The sequence below is a fragment of the Pseudomonas sp. genome (assembly GCF_035497915.1).
In the GTDB taxonomy this organism is placed as follows: domain Bacteria; phylum Pseudomonadota; class Gammaproteobacteria; order Pseudomonadales; family Pseudomonadaceae; genus Serpens.
In genome coordinates, this window is sequence record NZ_DATJCS010000015.1 from 35,533 (window position 1) to 54,782 (window position 19,250).

Genomic DNA, 19,250 nt, shown 5'->3' on the forward strand with positions numbered 1-19,250 from the left:
TGTGTTCGCGAAACCGCCGGCGCCGGCGGGCTACGCGCAGCTGGCGGCGACGTTGTAGGCGGTGAACTTGCGGATGTTGATCACGCCGGTATCCAGAATCAGGTATTGACCCTTGATGCCCTGCAAGGTGCCTTCCACCACGGGAGTCTTCTCCAGGTCGTGGGTGACGATCTTGCTCGGGTACGCCTCGACGGGATAGCGGATGGTCTGCACCTGGGCATCCGGCACGGTCTGGATCGCCTGCAGGCCGAAGCGCTGTTGCAGGTGGCCGATGCCATCGGCGCACGCCTCGAACACCTGATCGCGGATGCCCGGCAGATCCAGCTGTTCGGCGTCGCCCTTGAGCAGCGCGCGCCAGTTGGTCTTGTCCGGCACCTGGCTGCGCAGCAGGTCTTCCACCAGGCCGGACTGCTGCCGGGTGGCCACGCGCAGGATCGGCAGCGCCTGGGTGGCGCCCTGGTCCAGCCAGCGAGTCGGCAGCTGGGTGGCGCGGGTGATGCCGACCTTGATGCCCGAGGAGTTGGCCAGGTAGACCACGTGATCGGTCATGCAGAAGCGGGTGCCCCACTCGGGATCGCGGCAGGTGCCCAGTTCGTGATGGCACTTCTCCGGGCTGACGATGCACAGGTCGCACTGCGGCAGCTTCTTGAAGCAGGGGTAGCAGTAGCCCTGGCTGAAGCTCTTGTTGGTCTTGCGACCGCAATGACTGCAGTGGATGGCGCCCAGGTACTCCAGGCGCAGGGTCTTGCCGATCAGCGGATTGACCGGCACCTGCAGCTCGCCGAGGCGAAAGGCGTACTGCACCGGGGCATCCAGGCGCACGGCCATCTTGTCCAGCGCGCCGCGTCCGAGCTCCTGCATCAGTGGCGGGTTCCGGCGGCCGGGGCGAACAGCTCGTTCTCGGCGGCGGCCTTCTTGCTCTTCGAGCCGCATTCCTGGCCATTCATGAAGCCGGTGTGCTCTTCCTCGGGCAGGTTCTTCAGCTCCCAGGCGATCATCGCGCCCAGGCAGGTTTCCTTCTGCTCCTGGGTCAGCTTGCGGCCATCCGGCCACTTGCCCAGCTCCACGGCCTGCTTGAGGTTCTGGTAGATCTCGGGGGTGATGTTTTCGATGGCTTCGATAAAGGACGACATGGCCGGCTCCGGAAAAGTGAAACGCCGGCCATTCTAGCGGGGCGGGAGGATTAAGGGAAAAGCCGGGAACGCGCGGCTGTTCCCTGTGGGGCCGACTTTATGCCGGCCAGCGGAGCTGGATACCACGCGTCTGCGAGGTTCCCACCCCGGTCGGCCGGGATAAACCCGGCCCCACAAGGTTAGGGCCATGCCAGGGTGTCGACCCTTCTCTCAGCGCCTGCGCGCCAGCCAGCCGCCCAGCACGCCGGTGGCGCAGCCGATCAACAGGCCGCCGACGTGGGCGGCGTTGGCGATGGAGCCCAGGCCCAGGGCGGTGACCAGGCCGGACAGGCACACCAGCAGCCAGATCAGCATCAGCCCCACCACGCCCGGCGGCAGCCGGTAGGCGGCGTTGGGGGCGAGTTTCTGGTAAAGCCAGCAGTGTCCGAGCAGGCCGTAGAGCACCCCGGATAGGCCGCCGAAGATGCCCACCCCACCGAAGGCGTACTGCGCCAGGTTGGAGACCAGGGCGAACAGCAGGGTAAAGCCCAGCAGCCCCAACCAGCCCTGGCGCGCCTCGACCCGCCGGCCCAGCTCCCAGTACCAGAGGCTGTTCATGGCCAGGTGCAGCCAGCCGAAGTGCACCAGCATCGGGGAGAACAACCGCCACCACTGACCGCTGTCGAGGGTATGTTCGACCGACGCGAAGTACAGGTATTCCTCGGTGATGCCGTAGTCGGTGAAGCTGAACCAGCGGATGGTCTCCAGGTTCTCGCCGCCCCAGGTGATGGCGAACACCACCAGGGTCACCAGCAGCATCAGCGCGGTCAGCGGCGCCTCGCGCAGGCTGCCGAAGCGGCGCCCTGGCGCAGAAACGACGTCGCCCTCGATGGGCGCATCGGGGTCGCCCTGCGGATACCGCGCGTACAGCTCGCGCACTTGCGCGGCCAGTGTTTCCGGCACCCAGAGCACCTGCTGACCGCTTTCCTCGCTGACCCGGCAAGGCACGCCCATCCGTTTCAGCAGCGCCAGGAAGCCGCTGAGATCGGCCTCCAGCGGCAGGCGCAGCACCACCACGGCGCTCATCGCGGCGCCTCCGAGCGATCCACCTCGACCCACACGAACTTGTCGGCCTGCAGGCGGTGTTCACCGTCGAAGCGGTAGGCCACCAGGCGGCCCTCCAGCACGGCGCTGTAGTCCAGGCAGGCCAGGTTGTGGCGAATCGGCGCCGGGCGGCCGTCGCGCCAGTAATGGCCGACGAACAGCGGCGGCTCGTCCGGCCCGTAGCGCAGCAGCTCGCGCTTCTGTGGCGGGGTCAGCGGCGTGGCGGCGACATGATCGGGCAGCGGCTCGGGCTGGAACACGATGTCGCCGTAGGTCTGCGGATCCTCTTCCCAGAACTTGGTGCGGAAGAAGGTACGCGGAAAGCCTTCGCGGCTGGTCAGCACCACACCCTCCGGCAGACGCATGTCCAGGCCGCGCAGCAGCCGGTTGAAGGCCTGGGCGGCGAAACTCTCCGGACGCCCGGCGGCGCGCACGAAGGCGCGGTCGACGCGCCCTTCGGGGAAATGCACGCGCAGCATGTCGATCAGCGCGCTGTCCCAGCAGGCATGCACCAGGCGGAAGGCGCCGGCGTCGATGAACAGCGGCAGGTCCTGAAACCAGTCGAGGAAGGCCTGCCACTCGGCGGGATACGCCTCGAACTGCCGATGGGTTTCCTGCAGCAGGATGGCGTGGCGGCGGATGTGTTCGCGCACGAACAGCCGACCGCTGCCGGGCGGCGCCGGGGTGGCCCAGCCCAGCGCGCTGAATTCGTGGTTGCCCATGATGCACAGCGCCTGCCCGGCCTCGACCATGTCACGCACGATGTGCAGCGCCTCGCGAATGTGCGGGCCCCGGTCGATGATGTCGCCCAGAAACAGCGCCATGCGCCGCGGATGCCGCCAGACGCCGTCCTGCCGGCGATAGCCGAGGCGTTCGAGCAGCTGTTCCAGGGCTTCGGCGCAGCCATGGACATCACCGATGATGTCGTAGCCGCGCGCGGGATCGAACTGCATCACTCGCCACCACCACCCAGACGGCTGCCCCAGCCCAGTTTGGTACGACAGATCTCGTAGTAGTTGTGATCCAGCGGATGGATCAGGCGCAGCTTCTGCGGCTTCTTGGAAATGGTCACCGTGTCGCCCGGGGCGCAGGTGAAGTGGTTCTGGCCGTCGCAGGACACCTGCGGGTAAATCTGCATATTCGGCGACACCACGACCTTCAGCTCACTGTTGCCGTCCACCACGATGGGCCGGCTGGACAGCGTGTGCGGGTACATGGGCACCACCACGATGGCGTCCAGCTTGGGATGCATGATCGGTCCCCCGGCCGACAGCGCGTAGGCGGTGGAACCGGTGGGCGTGGCGATGATCAGGCCGTCGGACTTCTGGCTGCTGACGAACTGGCCGTCGATGTACAGCTCGAACTCGATCATCCGCGTCGATTTGCCCGGGTGCAGCACCACATCGTTGAGCGCATCGCCCTGGGCGATGGGCACGGCGTTGCGACGCATCTCGGCTTCCAGCAGGAAGCGGCTTTCCACGGTGTACTGGCCGTCCAGCACCTCGGCGACCTTCTCCTCCAGATCGTCCGGGCGGATGTCGGTGAGGAACCCCAGGTTGCCCCGGTTGACCCCCAGCACCGGCACCTTGTAGCGGGCCAGGGCGCGCGCCGCGCCAAGCATGCTGCCATCGCCCCCGACCACCACCACCAGGTCGCAGACCTCGCCCAGGTTCCGGCGCGAGCAGACCTGCTGGCCGTGACCAGGCAGCACCTCGGCGATCTCCTCCTCGAGGATCACGTTGAGGTGGCGGTCGAGCAGAAAGCGCTTGAGCCGGCGGATGGTATCCAGGACCTGGGAGCTGCCCAGGCGGCCGATGATGCCGATATTACGAAACTGCTCCATGGGACTCCTGTTCGCCGCGCGCCAAAGTGGCGGCAATTATGGGCGAAAGCGACTGCCAGGGGCAGTCCTTGTCATTCGCCGGGCACAGCGCAACTATGCTCGACACCATGCACCCCTTCCTCGACCTTACCGACCTGCTGCCCCGCCTGCGCCAGCCCGTGGTCCGCGACCTGGCCTGGACGCTGCTGTCGCCGCCGTTGCTGGAGCACAGCGAATGGCCGCAGCGCCACCCGCTGGCCGGCAGCGGCTGGGCGCGTCAACCGGGCCGGCTGGCCGACTGGCTGCTGCGCCTCGACGAACAGCCCGAGCCGCTGCTGGAGTGGCTGGCGCGCGGGCCGCTGCGCCGCCTGGGCCTGTACTACGAGCGGCTCTGGCAGTTCGCCCTGCAGGCGGCGCCCGGCGTTTTGCTGCTGGCCTGCAATCTGCCGATCCGCCTGGGCGGCCGCACCCTGGGCGAGCTGGATCTGCTGCTGCGCGACGACGACGGCGTTCACCACCTGGAACTGGCGGTCAAGCTCTACCTCGGCCCGCGCCAGGGCGACGGCCGTGACGCAGCCCAGTGGCTGGGCCCGGGCAGCGAAGACCGCCTGGACCGCAAGCTGGACCATCTGGCCCGGCACCAGTTGCCGCTGTCCAGCAGCCGCCACGGCAAGCTGGCGCTGGCCGACCTGCGCCCCGACGACGTACAGGCCGAGTTCTGGCTGGGCGGCTATCTCTTCTACCCCTGGCCGGACGGCTGCGCCGCGCCGGCGGGCGCCCACCCGCTGCACTGCCGGGGAAACTGGCTGACACGGGAGCGCTTCGTCGCCTTGCGCGCGGACAGCGCGCCCGGGCCCTGGCAGCCGCTGCCGCGGCAGGCCTGGCTGGCCACTGCGCAACTGCCGCATGGCGAAGTCTGGACGGCGGAACGCTTCGACGACTGGCTGGAACAGTTGCCCCGAACGGCCCCGGCACAACTGCTGGTGCGCCTGCAGGAAACGCATACGGGCGTCTGGGAGGAAGCGGAACGGGTCTTTCTGATGCCCGACGCCTGGCCGGCTATCGGCCAGGGCGAGCCGTGACTCAGGCGTATTCCTGATGGCCGTGCTTGGAGCCGACCAGACGGCCGGCGGACAGCGACATCATCAGCAGGGCGATACGCTCGTGCATGATCAGGGTGTGGGTGTTGCCGGTATCGACCATGTGCTTGCGCAGGGCCTCGCGCACCTTGGGTGCGCCGGTGACGTCGATGATCACGTCCACGCGCTCGCCCAGTTCGGCCAGCTCCATGAAATTGTCGGTGACCGGCACGCCGAACTCGCGGGCCAGCACGATGCCGGGCATGGACAGGTCCAGGTCGGCCACGCCCACCACGGTGACGAACGGCGAAGTCAGCATCTGCTTGAGCAGCGGAGTGCCGGTCTCACCGGCGCCGATGACGGCAATACGAAAACCTTGTTGCATGAGTAAGACAACCCTCGATTAGTGACGATGTCACTGTGCCGCCATGCGCTGGCACCCGGATTGACTTGCATCAAGCCGCTTGCTGCGCACCCCTGCGACCAAAGGTCAGTGGCGCCAGCCCTGCAGCCCGCCGGTGTGTACGAAGATCAGTCGCGTGCCGGCGGCAACCGCGCCGGCGCAGACCTGCTCGCGCAGCGCCAGCAGCGCCTTGGCGGTGTACAGCGGTTCGAGCGGCAGGCCGGTCGCGTCCTCGGTGTCGCGCATGAAGGCCAGCAGCTCATCGTCCACTCGCGCGAATCCGCCCCGGCTGGCCGAATGCAGTCGATAGGCGCCCGGCGCCAGGCCCAGCTCCGCCAGGCGCCGCGGCACGCCATGATCCTCGGGCACCGCCAGCGCGCCATGCACCGGACGCTGCCCCGCCTCGCCCAGCGCCAGCCCGGCCAGGGTGGTGCCGGTACCGGCGGCCAGCCACCAGCCGTGGTAGTCGTCCCAACCCAGCGCCGGCAGTTGCCGGCGCGCCAGCTCGACCAGCTCGATGCAGCCCTGCGCGCCGGGCAGATCACCGCCACCTTCCGGCACCGGGTGCAGATCGGGGTAGCGCTGCCGCCAGGCGTCCCAGAAATCGTCCCTATGTCGCGCCCGGTAGCCGCCGTAGCCGAGCCAGTGCAGGCGCATGCCGAACGCTTCGAGATCGCGCACCGTCGGTGTGTCGCAGGGATCGCCGCGCAGCAGGCCAACGGTGGCGAAACCGAAGCGTGCGCCGGCGGCCGCCACGGCGTGCAGGTGATTGGAATGCGCGCCGCCGAGGGTCATCACCCCGGCCCTTCCTGCGGCGACGGCGTCGCGCAGATGGGGCTTGAGCTTGTACCACTTGTTGCCGGAAATCTGCGGGTCGATCAGGTCCAGGCGCAGTACCGCCAGGTCGATGCCGGCCGGGGTCAGCCAGTCGAGTTCGAGACGCTGCAGGGGCGGTTCGGGGGACCAGTCGGGGAGGATGAGCATGGGGGCGACAGACTAGGGTTTGGGAAAGGGGCCGTCCAGTCGTCTCGCCCTCTCTCCCCAGCCCTCTCCCACAAGGGGAGAGGGCGCTGCCCTAGCCCGCCGCCCGCGCCGCGCGCACCTTGGCCTGGTGCCGCGCGCAGCAGCTGCTTTCGCCGCGTACGAAGCGGCTCGGCGTATCGATGCGGTCGATGGGCATGGCGCAGCGTTCGCCGCTGGGCAGGCGGGCGCTGCAGGTCGGCTGCTGATAGTGGGCCAGCCAGTCGCGATAGTGTTCCGGGGACACCAGGCACTTGGCCGCCACAAACGCTTCGGGATCGTCCTGGTAGCGACCGATCTCCGCCAGCGGGATGGTCAGGTGGCCGGTGCCCGGGTGGTAGACCACGAACATCACGCCCAGCCCGGCCAGGCGCTCGATGCCGCGCAGCTGGTTCTGGCGCAGGCGCTCCACCTCCGCCTGCTGGCGGACCTCCCGCTCGCGGTGCGCCTCCAGCTCGGCCTGCAGCGCCGCCAGGCGCTGCTGCTGCTCGGCCACCACCGCGGCGATGCGCGCTTGCATTTCCAGCTCGAACTGATCCCGCAGCAGCTCGGTCTCGCTGCGCCCGTCGCGCTCTGCCGAGCGCAACTGCTGGACGAAATCCTCGCGGGCTTGCTGGAACTGATCGGCCTGGCTCTGCTGCTGCACCTTCAGATCGACATTCAACTGTTCCTGACGAGCCAGCACCTGCTGCTGGGTCTCGAACTGCTCGAGCAGCGCCTTCTCGCGCTGCTCGGCTTCCAGGCGCAGGCGGGCGAACTGTTCCTCGTACTGCTGGGTCAGGCTCTGCAGGCGCAGACGCTGCTGGCGGATCAGTTGCGCGGTCTTGTGGCGATGCTGCAGATCCATCGTGCGGGCCAGCCGCTTGGCCATGCTCTTGGCCACTTCCGGCGCGACCCGGTTGCCGGTCTCGCTTTTCGCGGGCAGCTCCTCGTCGGCCAGGATGCCCAGGTTGTTGCGCCGCGCCGCATCGCGCAGCAGCAGCAACTCGTTGCGCCCGGGCTTGAGACTCGGGTCCCACAGGTGCATCTGATGCCAGGCCACCGGACAGCGACTGCGGCAGGCGATGCGAATGGCACCGCCGCCCAGGTCGGGGCCGGGCGCGCCCTGCTCGGCGAGATGGCGCAGCGGGATGTTCCAGCCCGTGTCGGCGCGGCCGGTTTCGTCGAAATCGATGAGAAAAAAGGCCACCGCGCGGATGTGCAGGCGGGGCGTGATCAGCACGTAGGCGGCGGGGATCTGCTGGTCGGCGAAATCCACCAGACTGACCACCCCGTCCAGCACCGCTTCGAATTCCGCCAGGTGCATCTCCTTGCAGATGGCACCGGCGCGGAAGAACATCACCGCTTCGACCTGCTGAGGCTTGGCCTGCAGACTCATGCTTACCCCCTGAAACCAACGAACCCCGCACCAGGCGGGGTTCGCAGTCTAGGAAAAGCCTCGGCCGGGCAGCGTGATGCCGTTGGCAACCCACCCGCCACAGCGGACGCGCCGCGACGGGCGGCGCGTCCGACAGGCTTACAGCTCGGCGGCCAGGCGCGAGCCCTGGTTGATGGCGCGCTTGGCGTCCAGCTCGCTGGCGACATCGGCGCCACCGATCAGGTGCACGCGCTGGCCGGCGGCGACCAGGCCGTCGTGCAGCTCGCGCAGCGGCTCCTGGCCGGCGCAGACGATCACCGTGTCCACCGGCAGCAGCTGCGACTCACCACCGGCGATGCTGACATGCAGGCCAGCGTCGTCGATCTTCAGGTACTCGACGCAATTGAGCATCTGCACGTTCTTGTTCTTCAGGCCCGTGCGGTGGATCCAGCCGGTGGTCTTGCCCAGGCCGTCGCCCACCTTGCTCTTCTTGCGCTGCAGCAGGAACACCTCGCGGGCCGCCGCGTGCGGTTGCGCCTTGATGCCGGCCACGCCACCACGGGCCTCCAGGCCCAGGTCGATGCCCCACTCCTTCCAGAAGGCCTCGCGGTCCAGGCTGGTGGAAGCGCCATCGTGGGTGATGAACTCGGAGACGTCGAAGCCGATGCCGCCGGCGCCGATCACCGCCACGCGCTGGCCGACCGGCTTGCGCTCGAGGATGGCGTCCAGGTAGCCGATCACCTTTTCATGCTCGATGCCGGGAATCGCCGGGGTGCGCGGCACGATGCCGGTGGCCAGGATAATCTCGTCGAAGCCACCCTTGGCCAGCTCGTCGGCGCTGACGCGGGTGTTCAGGCGCACATCCACGCCGGTGTTTTCCAGGCGATTGCGGAAGAAGCGCAGGGTTTCGTGGAACTCTTCCTTGCCCGGTACGCGCTTGGCGACGTTGAACTGGCCACCGATCTCGCTGCCGGCGTCGAACAGGGTCACGCGATGGCCACGTTCGGCCGCCACGCACGCGGCGGACAGGCCGGCCGGGCCGGCGCCGACCACGGCGATCTTCTTGCCTTGAGCGACCGGGATGTAGTTCAGCTCGGTCTCGTGGCAGGCGCGCGGGTTGACCAGGCAACTGGTCAGCTTGCCGCCGAAGGTGTGGTCCAGGCAGGCCTGGTTGCAGCCGATGCAGGTGTTGATCTCGTCGGCGCGACCTTCGGCCGCCTTGTTGACGAATTCCGGGTCGGCCAGGAACGGGCGCGCCATGGACACCATGTCGGCGTCGCCCTCGGCCAGCACCTGCTCGGCCACCTCCGGGGTGTTGATGCGGTTGGTGGTGATCAGCGGGATCTGCACCTCGCCCTTGAGCTTGGCGGTGACCTTGGTGAAGGCCGCGCGCGGCACCTTGGTGGCGATGGTCGGGATGCGCGCCTCGTGCCAGCCGATGCCGGTATTGATGATCGTCGCGCCAGCGGCTTCGATGGCCTTGGCCAGGGTGACGATCTCGTCCCAGACGCTGCCGCCTTCGATCAGATCAAGCATCGACAGGCGATAGATGATGATGAAATTCGGGCCGACCGCCTCGCGCACGCGGCGCACGATCTCCACCGGCAGGCGCATGCGGTTCTCATAGCTGCCGCCCCAACGGTCGGTGCGCTGGTTGGTGTGGGCCGCCAGGAACTGGTTGATGAAGTAGCCTTCCGAACCCATGATCTCGACGCCGTCGTACTCGGCCTGCTGGGCCAGACGCGCGCAATTCACGAAGTCGCCGATCTGCTTCTCGATGCCCTCCTCGTCCAGCTCGCGCGGCTTGAACGGGTTGATCGGCGCCTGGATGGCGCTCGGCGCCACCTGCTTGGGGCTGTAGGCGTAGCGGCCGGCATGCAGGATCTGCATGCAGATCTTGCCGCCCGCCTCGTGCACGGCCTGGGTGACGATGCGGTGCTTCTCGGCTTCTTCCGGAGTGCTCAGCTTGGCGGCGCCGGCGTATACCGCGCCCTCCTCGTTCGGACCGATGCCACCGGTGACCATCAGGCCCACGCCGCCGCGAGCGCGCTCGGCGAAATAGGCCGCCATGCGCTCGAAGCCGTTGGGTTTCTCCTCCAGACCGGTGTGCATGGAGCCCATCAGGGTGCGGTTCTTCAGGGTGGTGAAGCCCAGGTCCAGCGGGGCGAGGAGGTGCGGGTAGCGAGCGGTCATGGCGATCCTTCCGGCAGGTTCACGGGTGCTTGGCCGGCATTCGTCGACGCGGCCTGTTATGGAGCCAGACGATAGTCAGCCGGACGGCGGCCCTCAATGATCGAAACTGACAACTTACTGATCGAGCCGCACAGCCAAGCTTGGCAATCTCGGTGCCGCCACCTACCCTGTGCAGCATGAAACGTACCCTGCTGATTTCCGCCGCCCTACTGCTGCTCGCCGGTGCCGGCCTGCTGATCTTTCTCGACTGGGCCAAGGAACGCCCGACCATCCATTACCTGTCCGACCTGCGCACCCAGGTGATCAGCCCGCCACCGCCGTCCGTGCGCCACGGCAACCTGCTGACCATCCGTCCGCAGCTGTTCCCGTTCGATTACCAGAGTCCGACGCACCTGCGCCTGGTGCTGGCCGCCGCGCTCGACGCCGCCCGCGACGCCGGCCTGCTGAACGCGCAGACCCTGGTGGTGCTGCCCGACCACATCGGCACCTGGCTGCTGGCCACCGGCGAAAAGCCGGAGTTCTACCGCGCCCGCGACCGCCTGGAAGTGCGCAACTGGCTGCTGCTGGGCAACCCGCTGCTGGCCATGAACGTGCTGTTGCGCAACCTGGACGCCAACCGCCTCGACGAAGCCCTGCTGCGCATGAAGGCCGAGCAGATGGCCGCCGATTACCAGAGCCTGTTCGGCGGCCTGGCCAGGGAGTACGGCGTGACCCTGCAGGCCGGCTCCATCCTGCTGCCCGAACCGCGCGTCGACGACGACGGCCAGCTGCACAGCGGCAGCGGGCCGCTGTGGAACCTCAGCCTGGTGTTCGGACCGGATGGCCGGATCACCGGCGAGCCGTTCCTGCAGGACTGGCCCTGGACCTCGGTACGCATCCCCACGCAACGGGTGACGGTTGCCGACCAGCAGTACCTGATCGAGCGCGACTGGCTCCCCGGCTGGCCGCAGAGCCGTGTGCAGCTGCCCAACGGACGCACCAGCCCGCCGCTGTTCCTGCGCGGCCGACTCAGTTGGCCGATCGGCGGCGTGCCGCGCGGCGTCGCCCTGACCCCGGCCCAGGCACCGCAGCTCAGCAGCCTGCCCGGCACGCACCTGCTCAACCAGTGGATCGAGCCGTGAAGGCACCGCGCGTGCGCCTGGGCGACCTCTCGGTGGGCAGCGTGCTGAGCCTGGCTGCTGCCCTGCGCGAGCGTGGCCACGACCCGGATCCCCTGCTCGCCCAGTACGACCTGGACCCGGCGCGCCTGGCCGAACCCCGGGCGCGGCTGTCGATTCCCCGCTACATGCGCCTCGGCCATGCCGCCATGCAGCTGAGCGGCGACCCGGCGCTGGGCCTTGAGATGGGCCGTCTCAGCCATATCGCCCAGGTCGGCCTGACCGGTGTCACCGCCGCCCAGGCGCCCACGGTGCGCGAGGCGGCGCGCACGCTGATCCGTTTCGAACCGCTGTACGCCGCCAACTATCGGGGGCAGTCAAGCTTCGCGGAAGACGCCGACGGCGCCTGGCTGAACTTCTATTCGATCAGCCCCTACAACGCCTACAACCGCTTCGTGGTCGACGCGCTGCTGGCCGGCTGGCTGCACCAGCTCGGCGCCCTGGCCGGCCGGCCGCTGGCGGCGCAGCGGGTGGAGATCGAGTTCCCCGCCCCGGACTATGCCGGGCGCTACGCCGAGGTGTTCGGCGGTCCGGTGGAATTCGCCACCGGCCACAATCGCCTGCGCCTGGATCGTGAAGCGCTGGCATTGCGCAATCCCGCCCATTGTCCGAGCACCTGGCACCAGTTGCTGGAACTGTGCGAGGCCGAGCTGGCCCAGCTGACCCGCACCCGCAGCCTGCGCGAGCGCATCACCCAGTTGCTCGGCCCGCTGCTGCACGGTCGCGAGCCGGACCTGGAGGAAATCGCCCGCCGCCTGCAGCTGCCCAGCTGGACCCTGCGCCGCAAGCTGGCCGAGGAAGGCACGCGCTTTCGCGACATCCTCAACGACACCCGCCGCGACCTGGCGATGACCTATATCCGCGACACCGAGCTCTCCTTCGGCGAGATCGCCTACCTGCTCGGCTTCGCCTCGGCCGAAGCCTTCCAGCGCGCCTTCAAGCGCTGGAGCGCGCAGACCCCCGGCGAATTTCGCCGCGCGACGCGAACCGGGTAGGTACGACGACCGCTGTGCGTTGCGCCATGCCGCACGCGACGTCGGTCAAGCGGCACGAAGCCGAGCTACGCCATTCCCCGCGTTTCCGGCTCATCGTCGGAGCGCCCAATGCTCGCCGGCGTCTCGACCAGCAGCTCTTCCGGCACTTCCTCGATACGCGGGTCGAGCGCCGCCGCCATCGGGCTCAATGTATCCGGCATCGGCACGTGACTGAGCGGCGCCTCGTCGACACGATGGCGCCCGGTAACACGCTTGGGCTGCACCCAGAAGATCAGCGCCAGGGCGTAGATCGACACCAGCATGTAGAACATCCCCGGCCCGAAGCGATGCATCATCAGGCCGGCCAGCAGCGGCCCGAGGCAGGCGCCCACACCATAGGTGGTCAGCAGCATGGCCGATAGCGCCACCCGCCGCGACTGCTCGACATGGTCATTGCCCAGCGCCACCGCCAGCGGATACAGGGTGAACAGCAGCATGCCCGTCACGAAGCCATTGGCCAGCAACAACCAGTACGGCAGGCTGAACAGCCCCCAGAGAGGAATGGCGGTCAGGCACAGCAAAATGGAATTGCCCCGGATCAGCCAGCTGCGATCCACGCGATCGGACAGCCATCCCAGCGGCCACTGCGCACAGAAACCGGCGACGATGCACATGGCCACGAACAGACTGGCCTGCGAGGTATCCAGGCCATTGCGACTGGCATACACCGGCGCCAGGCCATAGAAGGCGCCGACCATCAGCCCGGCGACGAAGATGCTGCCCAGTGCCTGCGGCACCCGCTTGCAAAAGAAGCCGATTTCCAGCGGGGCCGCCACCAGCTTGGCCGGGTGCACACGCCGCGTGACTGCCAGCGGAATCAAGCACGAGGCGAAACAGATCGCCACCAGCACCAGCGGCTTGAAATCCAGTGACGGAATCATTGCCAACAGCCCCTGGCCGACGACCAGCCCCAGGTCCACAGCCACCATGTAGCCTGCGAAGACCTTGCCGCGCATGTGGCTTTCCGCCTGCTCGTTGAGCCAGCTCTCGATGACCATGTACTGGTTCATCATCACCGCGCCCATGACGAAACGCAGCAGCAGCCAGACCTCCAACCGCTCCACCAGCACGTGCAGCAGTACGATCACCGTGGCCAGCCCGGCGCAGGCCACATAGGAGCGAATATGGCCGACGCTGGCGATCAGCCGGTGACCGAACTTGCCGCCACACACCAAGCCGAAATAGTAAGCCGCCATCAACCCGCCGACCCAGGCATCGCCTGCGCCCTCCTCCGTCAGGCGCAGGCCCATGTAGGTGCTGAACAGCCCTGAACCGGCGAGCATGAGCAGGGTGGCGGCATACAACGCCGGAAAGGTAACGAGCGGGCTGAACATGGCGACTCTCTGGCAGGACGGCGACAGGCACAGTCCAGCGAACAACGGTACAACGGCGGCCCGGCAGCCCCATCCGGAGCCGCCGAAAGCGCGCATTATCCATCACGGTGGACTATCTCGCCATGAATGCAGGGCGCCGACCGCACCGCCGGTTCGTGCCTTGCCCCGTGCAAAGCAGGCTCCGGCACGGGCGGGATGGCCGGCTCCCGACGACGTGACGACTCCCGTCCTCCCCGGCACAATGCTGCCCCATGAACGACTTCCACCCCGCCTGCTGCGCACCGCTGCGCGAGCACTGGCCGCTACCCATCCCCATGCCCGGCGCGCATCTGGTCAGCACGATGTTCCAGGCCGACCAGTTGCAACCCGGCGACTTCGTCAGTTGCGCCATCCCCGGCGTGCCCGGCGCCGCCAAGCGCCAGTGCGAATACCTGGCCGGACGCCTGTGCGCACGCCAGGCCCTGCACGGCCTCACCGGCCAGCCGGGCGTCCCGGCCGTCGGCGAGGACCGCGCGCCGCGCTGGCCCGCCGGCGTGGTCGGTTCGATCACCCACAGCCACGGCCAGGCCGCCGCGCTGGTCGCCAGCACCGCGCACTGGCGCGGCCTGGGCATCGATCTGGAGCGCCTGCTGAGTGCCGAACGCAGCCAGCGCCTGCGTGGGGAAATCCTCACCGCCGGCGAGCACCAGCGGCTCGAACAGCTGGAGCCGGCGCTGCACGCCTGGCTGACAACCCTGACCTTCTCGGCCAAGGAAAGCCTGTTCAAGGCGCTGTATCCCCTGGTCGGCCAGCGCTTCTATTTCCAGGACGCGGAACTGCTCGACTGGGACCCGGCCGGCCGCCTGCGCCTGGGCCTGCTGCGCGACCTGGGCGACGAATGGCGGGTAGGCGCACAGCTGGAGGGCCAGTTCGGGATGCTGGGCGAACAGCTGCTGACAGTCGTGGCCACGCCGGCCAGCCCGGGCTAGAGCCTAGCGATACACCGGATGGCGCCGGCATAGCGCCATCACCTGTTCCCCTACCTGACGAACCACCGTCTCGCTGTCGCCGGATTCCAGCGCATCCAGCACGTCACACAGCCAGCCCGCCAACTGCTCGCACTCCGGCACGCCGAACCCACGGGTGGTCACCGCCGGGGTGCCGATCCGCAGCCCCGAGGTCACGAACGGCGAGCGCGGGTCGTTGGGCACCGAATTCTTGTTGGCGGTGATGCAGGCATGGCTCAGGGCGGCATCGGCGTCCTTGCCGGTGTAAGGCCGGTCGGACAGGTCGATCAGCATCATGTGGTTGTCCGTCCCGCCGGAGACGATCCGGAAACCCCGCCGCTGCAGCACCGCGGCCATGGCCCGGGCGTTGTTCACCACCTGCCGCTGATAGGTCTTGAACCCCGGCGACAGCGCTTCCTTGAAGGCCACGGCCTTGGCGGCGATCAGGTGCATCAACGGGCCGCCCTGAACACCCGGAAAGACCGCCGAATCGAGCTTCTTGTAGAACGTATCGTCCTGCCCCTTGGACAGGATCAGGCCACCCCGTGGGCCGCGCAGCGTCTTGTGGGTGGTGCTGGTCACCACATGGGCGTGCGACAGCGGGTTCGGGTACTCGCCGGCCGCCACCAGGCCGGCGACATGGGCCATGTCGACCCAGAACAGCGCGCCCACCCGGTTGGCGATGTCGCGCATGCGCGCCCAGTCCATGTGCCGGGAATAGGCGGAAAATCCGCCGATCAGCAGCTTCGGACGGGTTTGCAGGGCGATGCGCTCCATCTCGTCGTAGTCGATCAAACCCGTGTGTGGGTCGAGTCCGTAGGGAACGATCCGGTAATGGCGCCCGGAGAAGTTCACCGGGTTGCCGTGGGTCAGGTGCCCACCCTGGGCCAGGTTCATGCCCATCACCGTGTCGCCGGGACTGAGCAAGGCCAGGAACACGGCGGCGTTGGCCTGGGAACCGGCATGCGGCTGGACGTTGGCGTAGTCGCAGTCGAACAGGGCCTTGGCCCGCGCGATGGCCAGGCGCTCGGCCACGTCGACATGCTCGCAGCCGCTGTAGTAGCGCCGGCCCGGATAGCCTTCGGCGTACTTGTTGGTGAGCACCGAACTCTGGATCGCCATCACCAGCGGACTGGCATAGTTCTCGGAGGCGATCAGTTCGGCGTGGTCTTCCTGACGGACTTCCTCGTCATGGATGGCCGCGGACAGCTCGGGATCAAAATCGGCAAGGGTCAGGGATGCGTCGTACATAAGGGAACCTGTGGGTTGGAAAATCGGGGGACTGCTAGGCAAGAAGCCGGATGACGCGCGCGGCAATGTCGTCGATCTGCGCGGCGTCGCAGATCAAGGGCGGTAGCAGCCGCAGGGTGGTGCCGCGGGTCACGGTGATCAGCAGGCGCTGTTCCTCCAGTGCCCGGCCAACCAGCTCGGGGCACTGGCGATCCAGCTCGATCCCGACCATCAGGCCCTGGCCACGGATCGCCAGCACCTCGGGACAGGCGCTCAGCCCCTCCCGCAGGGCCGCCAGCAGCCGGCGACCGAGGGTGGCGGCTCGCTGCGGGAGCTGCTCGCGCGCCAGGATGTCGAGTACCGTGCAGGCCACCCGGCAGGCCAGCGGATTGCCACCGAAGGTGGAGGCATGCTGGCCGGGGGAAAACAGTTCCGCCGCCCGACCACGGGCCAGGCAGGCGCCGATCGGCAGGCCGTTACCCAGCGCCTTGGCCAGGGTGATGACGTCGGGCACGATGCCCGCCTGCTGGAAGCCGAACCAGGTGCCGGTGCGGCCCAGGCCGGTCTGCACTTCGTCGACCATCATCAGCCAGTCGTGCTCGTCGCACAGTTGCCGCAGTGCCTGCAGATAGCCGGCGGACGCGGCACGCACCCCGCCTTCGCCCTGCACCGGCTCGACCAGCACCGCAACGATGCCCGGGAATTGCCGCGCCGCTTCCCGCAGCGCCTCGATGTCGTCGTAGGGCACCCGCACGAAGCCCGGCATCAGTGGCTCGAAGCCGCGCTGCGCGGCCGGGTTGCCGGTGGCCGCCAGGGTTGCCAGGCTGCGGCCATGGAAGCTGTTCTCCATGACCAGCACCTGGGGATCCGTAACCCTCCGGGCACTGGCGTGCAGGCGGGCCAGCTTGAGCGCCGCCTCATTGGCCTCGGCCCCCGAGTTGCAGAAGAACGCACGCTGCATGCCCGACAAGGCGCACAGGCGCTCAGCCAGTCGCTCCTGCCATTCGATGCGGAACAGGTTGGAGGTATGCAGCAGTTGGCCGGCCTGATCGGCGATCACGGCGGCAATTTCGGGATGGGCGTGACCGAGGCTGGTCACCGCCACGCCGGCGATCGCGTCCAGGTACTCGATGCCCTGCGTGTCCCACAGGCGCGCGCCCTGGCCGCGACTGAACGAAACGGGCTGGCGTGCGTAGGTCGGCATGAGATACGCGGATGAGGGGGTCATGGCATTCCTTCGTGAGGTCGTGGGCAAAGGTTCAGGATGGCGTGATCGTGCTATTCGCTGGCCGTCGGCCAGTAGTGGCTGTCCGGCAGGGCGCGGGCACCGAAGATGGCCTGGCCGACCCGCACCACGGTCGCGCCTTCTTCGATGGCGATTTCGAAATCCCCGGACATGCCCATGGACAGCTCCTCCAGGCCGACACCGGCCGGTGCGTCCTGGCGCAGGCGCTCCCGCAGCTCGCGCAGCCGCACGAAACAGGGACGCACACGGGCCGCGTCGGCGGAGAACAGCGCCAGGGTCATCAGGCCGCGCACCCGCAGCGCGGAGAACGCCGGCAGCGCGCGCAGGAAGTCGGCCACCGCGTCAGGCGCCAGGCCGTACTTGCTGGCCTCGCCGGAGGTATTCACCTGGACGAACACGTCCAGCCGCCGACCCTCGATCTGCAGGCGCCGGTCCAGGGCCTCGGCCAGCCGCAGGCTGTCCAGCGCCTGGAACTCGGCGGCGAAGCGCGCGACCTGCCTGGCCTTGTTGGTTTGCAGGTGGCCGATCACCGACCATTGCAGGTCGCTCAGGTCGGCCATGGCTTCCCATTTGCGCTGCGCTTCCTGCACCTTGTTCTCGCCCAGAAAGCGGCAGCCGGCGGCGTAGGCCAGGCGCAGGTGCGCCTCATCGAAGGTCTTGCTCACCGGCAGCAGGCGCACCCCCGCCGGATCGCGCCCGACCCGCCGGCAGGCGTCGGCGATGCGCTGGCGCACAGCGGCCAGGTTGCGCTGGAAGTCCTCGACGCTGTTGGCCTGCGGGTAACGGCCATGCTGTTCGTGCAGACGCGGCATCAGTGGGTCCCTCCCGCATTGGCGACCGGTTGGCCGGCCGGCGTGCGGCGCGGCAAACGGCCATTGAGCACGGCGAATGCCGCCAGCCCGATCACCAGCCCCCAGAACGCCCCGCCGATCCCGAACAGGCTGATATCGGCGGCGGCGGCCAGGAAGGTGATCAGCGCGGCTTCGCGGGATTTGGCGTCGGCCATGGCGCTGGCCAGGCTGCCGCCGAGGGTGCCGAGCAGGGCGAGCCCGGCCAGGGTGGTGATGAACGTCGCCGGGAAGGCCATGAACAGTGCGGCCAGGGTGACGCCGAAGACCCCGACGAGGATGTAGCAGACCCCTGCGGCGACACCGGCGATCCAGCGCTTGGCGGGTTCTTCGTGGGCTTCCCTGCCGGTGCAGATGGCCGCGGTGATCGCGGCGAGGTTGAACGCGTGCGAGCCGAACGGCGCCATGAGCAGCGAGCCCAGCCCGGTGACGGTGACAATCGGGTTGGCGCTGGTGCGAAAGCCATCGTTGCGCAGCACCAACATGCCGGGCATGTACTGGCCGGTCAGGGTGATCAGGAACAGCGGCAGCGCCACGCTGAGCAGGGCGTTCAGCGAGAACGCGGGCGGGGTGAACACCGGTGCCGCGAGCCGCAGCTCCAGCCCGGACAGGTCCACCCGTCCCTGGACCAGCAGGAAGGCCAGGCCGAGCAGCAGAATCCCCACCACCGCGTAGCGCGCGCTCAGGCGCTTGAGCACGACGTAGGCGCCAATCAGCAGCGCGGCCAGCAGCGGGTCGACGCTCACGCCCGCGAAGGCGCCGATGCCGAACTGCAGCAGGATACCCGCCAGCAACCCCGCGGCCACGCCCGGCGGGATCAGGCGGATGACCTTCTCGAAATAGCCGGACACGCCCAGCAGCACGAAGGCGGCGGCCGAGACCAGGTAGGCGCCGACCGCCTCGGCATAGGGCGTCGTCGCCAGGGCGACGACCAGGAATGCCGCCGCCGGGGTCGACCAGGCGGTGATGATCGGCTCGCGGAACCGCCAACTGAGCAACAGCCCGCTCAGCCCCACGCCAATCGATACCGACCATACCCAGGAAGCCGTCAGCTCAGGACTCAGCCCCGCCACCCGGGCCGCCTGAAACACCAGAATGAAGGTACCGCCATAGTTGACGATCACCGAGACCAGCCCGGCGACGATCGGATGGACGAGATCGCGGAGGCGAACCGCGGATGGGGAGGCTGTGGACGACATGGCTTCAGGTGGCTCCTGGCAACACGAGGCTGGAATTGGCGGCTGATTTATAGCGCGGCAATGGTCCGCAGAACCCGTACACTTTCCATCAGATAACCAGACCACTTTCCCGTCTGGAGCTGCCGC

Annotated in this window: 18 protein-coding genes; 4 read left to right on the top strand and 14 right to left on the bottom strand. The window is 68.3% G+C overall.

Annotated elements, in window-relative coordinates; genetic code table 11:
- Positions 1-30 precede the first annotated feature (30 nt).
- The 5 genes from VL129_RS05270 to VL129_RS05290 all read right to left on the bottom strand — a co-directional run bounded on the left by VL129_RS05270 (position 31) and on the right by VL129_RS05290 (position 4,059).
- A complete protein-coding gene (locus tag VL129_RS05270; RefSeq protein ID WP_325410804.1) occupies positions 31-861 on the bottom strand; it encodes a DUF2797 domain-containing protein in 831 nt (276 codons plus the stop codon).
- Complete coding sequence (locus tag VL129_RS05275; RefSeq protein ID WP_325410806.1) at positions 861-1,133, bottom strand: YeaC family protein; 273 nt, start codon at positions 1,131-1,133, stop codon at positions 861-863. The genes VL129_RS05270 and VL129_RS05275 overlap by 1 nt, the downstream gene beginning before the upstream one ends.
- Before the next feature lie 210 nt (positions 1,134-1,343).
- Positions 1,344-2,198: a rhomboid family intramembrane serine protease gene (locus tag VL129_RS05280; protein WP_325410808.1), complete on the bottom strand. Its 855-nt coding sequence runs from the start codon at positions 2,196-2,198 to the stop codon at positions 1,344-1,346.
- Positions 2,195-3,169, bottom strand: a complete 975-nt coding sequence (locus VL129_RS05285) for a metallophosphoesterase (protein WP_325410810.1) — start codon at positions 3,167-3,169, stop codon at positions 2,195-2,197. The genes VL129_RS05280 and VL129_RS05285 overlap by 4 nt, the downstream gene beginning before the upstream one ends.
- The gene (locus VL129_RS05290; protein WP_325410812.1) at positions 3,169-4,059 is read right to left on the bottom strand and encodes an NAD(+) kinase; all 891 of its coding nucleotides are present in this window, start codon (positions 4,057-4,059) and stop codon (positions 3,169-3,171) included. The genes VL129_RS05285 and VL129_RS05290 overlap by 1 nt, the downstream gene beginning before the upstream one ends.
- A gap of 107 nt (positions 4,060-4,166) precedes the next feature.
- On the opposite strand from VL129_RS05290, the gene VL129_RS05295 reads away from it, so the two are divergent.
- Entirely contained in the window at positions 4,167-5,120 is a 954-nt protein-coding gene (locus VL129_RS05295; RefSeq protein ID WP_325410945.1) for a DUF1853 family protein, read from the top strand.
- A gap of 1 nt (position 5,121) precedes the next feature.
- Here the strand turns inward: VL129_RS05295 and VL129_RS05300 are convergent, their stop codons facing one another.
- From VL129_RS05300 to VL129_RS05315, 4 genes are all read right to left on the bottom strand, one after another.
- Positions 5,122-5,502, bottom strand: a complete 381-nt coding sequence (locus tag VL129_RS05300; protein ID WP_325410814.1) for a Gfo/Idh/MocA family oxidoreductase — start codon at positions 5,500-5,502, stop codon at positions 5,122-5,124.
- Positions 5,503-5,607: 105 nt separating this feature from the next.
- Positions 5,608-6,504 carry a 1-aminocyclopropane-1-carboxylate deaminase/D-cysteine desulfhydrase gene (locus tag VL129_RS05305; RefSeq protein ID WP_325410816.1) on the bottom strand — a complete coding sequence of 299 codons (897 nt, stop codon included), beginning with the start codon at positions 6,502-6,504 and terminating at the stop codon, positions 5,608-5,610.
- Positions 6,505-6,595: 91 nt separating this feature from the next.
- Positions 6,596-7,918 (bottom strand): chromosome partitioning protein ParA, encoded by a 1,323-nt coding sequence (locus VL129_RS05310; protein WP_325410818.1) that lies wholly within the window; start codon positions 7,916-7,918, stop codon positions 6,596-6,598.
- Between the two features lie 138 nt (positions 7,919-8,056).
- Complete coding sequence (locus VL129_RS05315) at positions 8,057-10,090, bottom strand: NADPH-dependent 2,4-dienoyl-CoA reductase (RefSeq protein WP_325410820.1); 2,034 nt, start codon at positions 10,088-10,090, stop codon at positions 8,057-8,059.
- A 176-nt stretch (positions 10,091-10,266) separates the two neighbouring features.
- Here VL129_RS05315 and VL129_RS05320 point away from each other — a divergent pair, with 176 nt between their 5' ends.
- Both VL129_RS05320 and VL129_RS05325 read left to right on the top strand, forming a co-directional pair.
- Positions 10,267-11,211, top strand: coding sequence for a carbon-nitrogen hydrolase family protein (locus tag VL129_RS05320; protein WP_325410822.1), 945 nt, complete (start codon positions 10,267-10,269; stop codon positions 11,209-11,211).
- On the top strand, positions 11,208-12,242 hold the full coding sequence (locus VL129_RS05325) for an AraC family transcriptional regulator (protein WP_325410824.1): 1,035 nt from the start codon (positions 11,208-11,210) through the stop codon (positions 12,240-12,242). The genes VL129_RS05320 and VL129_RS05325 overlap by 4 nt, the downstream gene beginning before the upstream one ends.
- Before the next feature lie 65 nt (positions 12,243-12,307).
- On the opposite strand, the gene VL129_RS05330 is transcribed toward VL129_RS05325, so the two are convergent.
- Positions 12,308-13,615, bottom strand: a complete 1,308-nt coding sequence (locus VL129_RS05330) for an MFS transporter (RefSeq protein ID WP_325410826.1) — start codon at positions 13,613-13,615, stop codon at positions 12,308-12,310.
- 251 nt (positions 13,616-13,866) lie between these two features.
- On the opposite strand from VL129_RS05330, the gene VL129_RS05335 reads away from it, so the two are divergent.
- Complete coding sequence (locus VL129_RS05335) at positions 13,867-14,583, top strand: 4'-phosphopantetheinyl transferase family protein (RefSeq protein WP_325410828.1); 717 nt, start codon at positions 13,867-13,869, stop codon at positions 14,581-14,583.
- Positions 14,584-14,586: 3 nt separating this feature from the next.
- Here the strand turns inward: VL129_RS05335 and glyA are convergent, their stop codons facing one another.
- From glyA to VL129_RS05355, 4 genes are read right to left on the bottom strand one after another with little or no spacing between them, the layout of a single operon-like run.
- Complete coding sequence (gene glyA, locus VL129_RS05340) at positions 14,587-15,852, bottom strand: serine hydroxymethyltransferase (RefSeq protein ID WP_325410830.1); 1,266 nt, start codon at positions 15,850-15,852, stop codon at positions 14,587-14,589.
- 34 nt (positions 15,853-15,886) lie between these two features.
- On the bottom strand, positions 15,887-17,059 hold the full coding sequence (locus VL129_RS05345) for an aspartate aminotransferase family protein (protein ID WP_325410832.1): 1,173 nt from the start codon (positions 17,057-17,059) through the stop codon (positions 15,887-15,889).
- Positions 17,060-17,109: 50 nt separating this feature from the next.
- Positions 17,110-17,889, bottom strand: a complete 780-nt coding sequence (locus tag VL129_RS05350) for a YggS family pyridoxal phosphate-dependent enzyme (RefSeq protein ID WP_325410834.1) — start codon at positions 17,887-17,889, stop codon at positions 17,110-17,112.
- Positions 17,889-19,124 (bottom strand): benzoate/H(+) symporter BenE family transporter, encoded by a 1,236-nt coding sequence (locus tag VL129_RS05355; protein WP_325410836.1) that lies wholly within the window; start codon positions 19,122-19,124, stop codon positions 17,889-17,891. The genes VL129_RS05350 and VL129_RS05355 overlap by 1 nt, the downstream gene beginning before the upstream one ends.
- Positions 19,125-19,250: the final 126 nt, after the last annotated feature.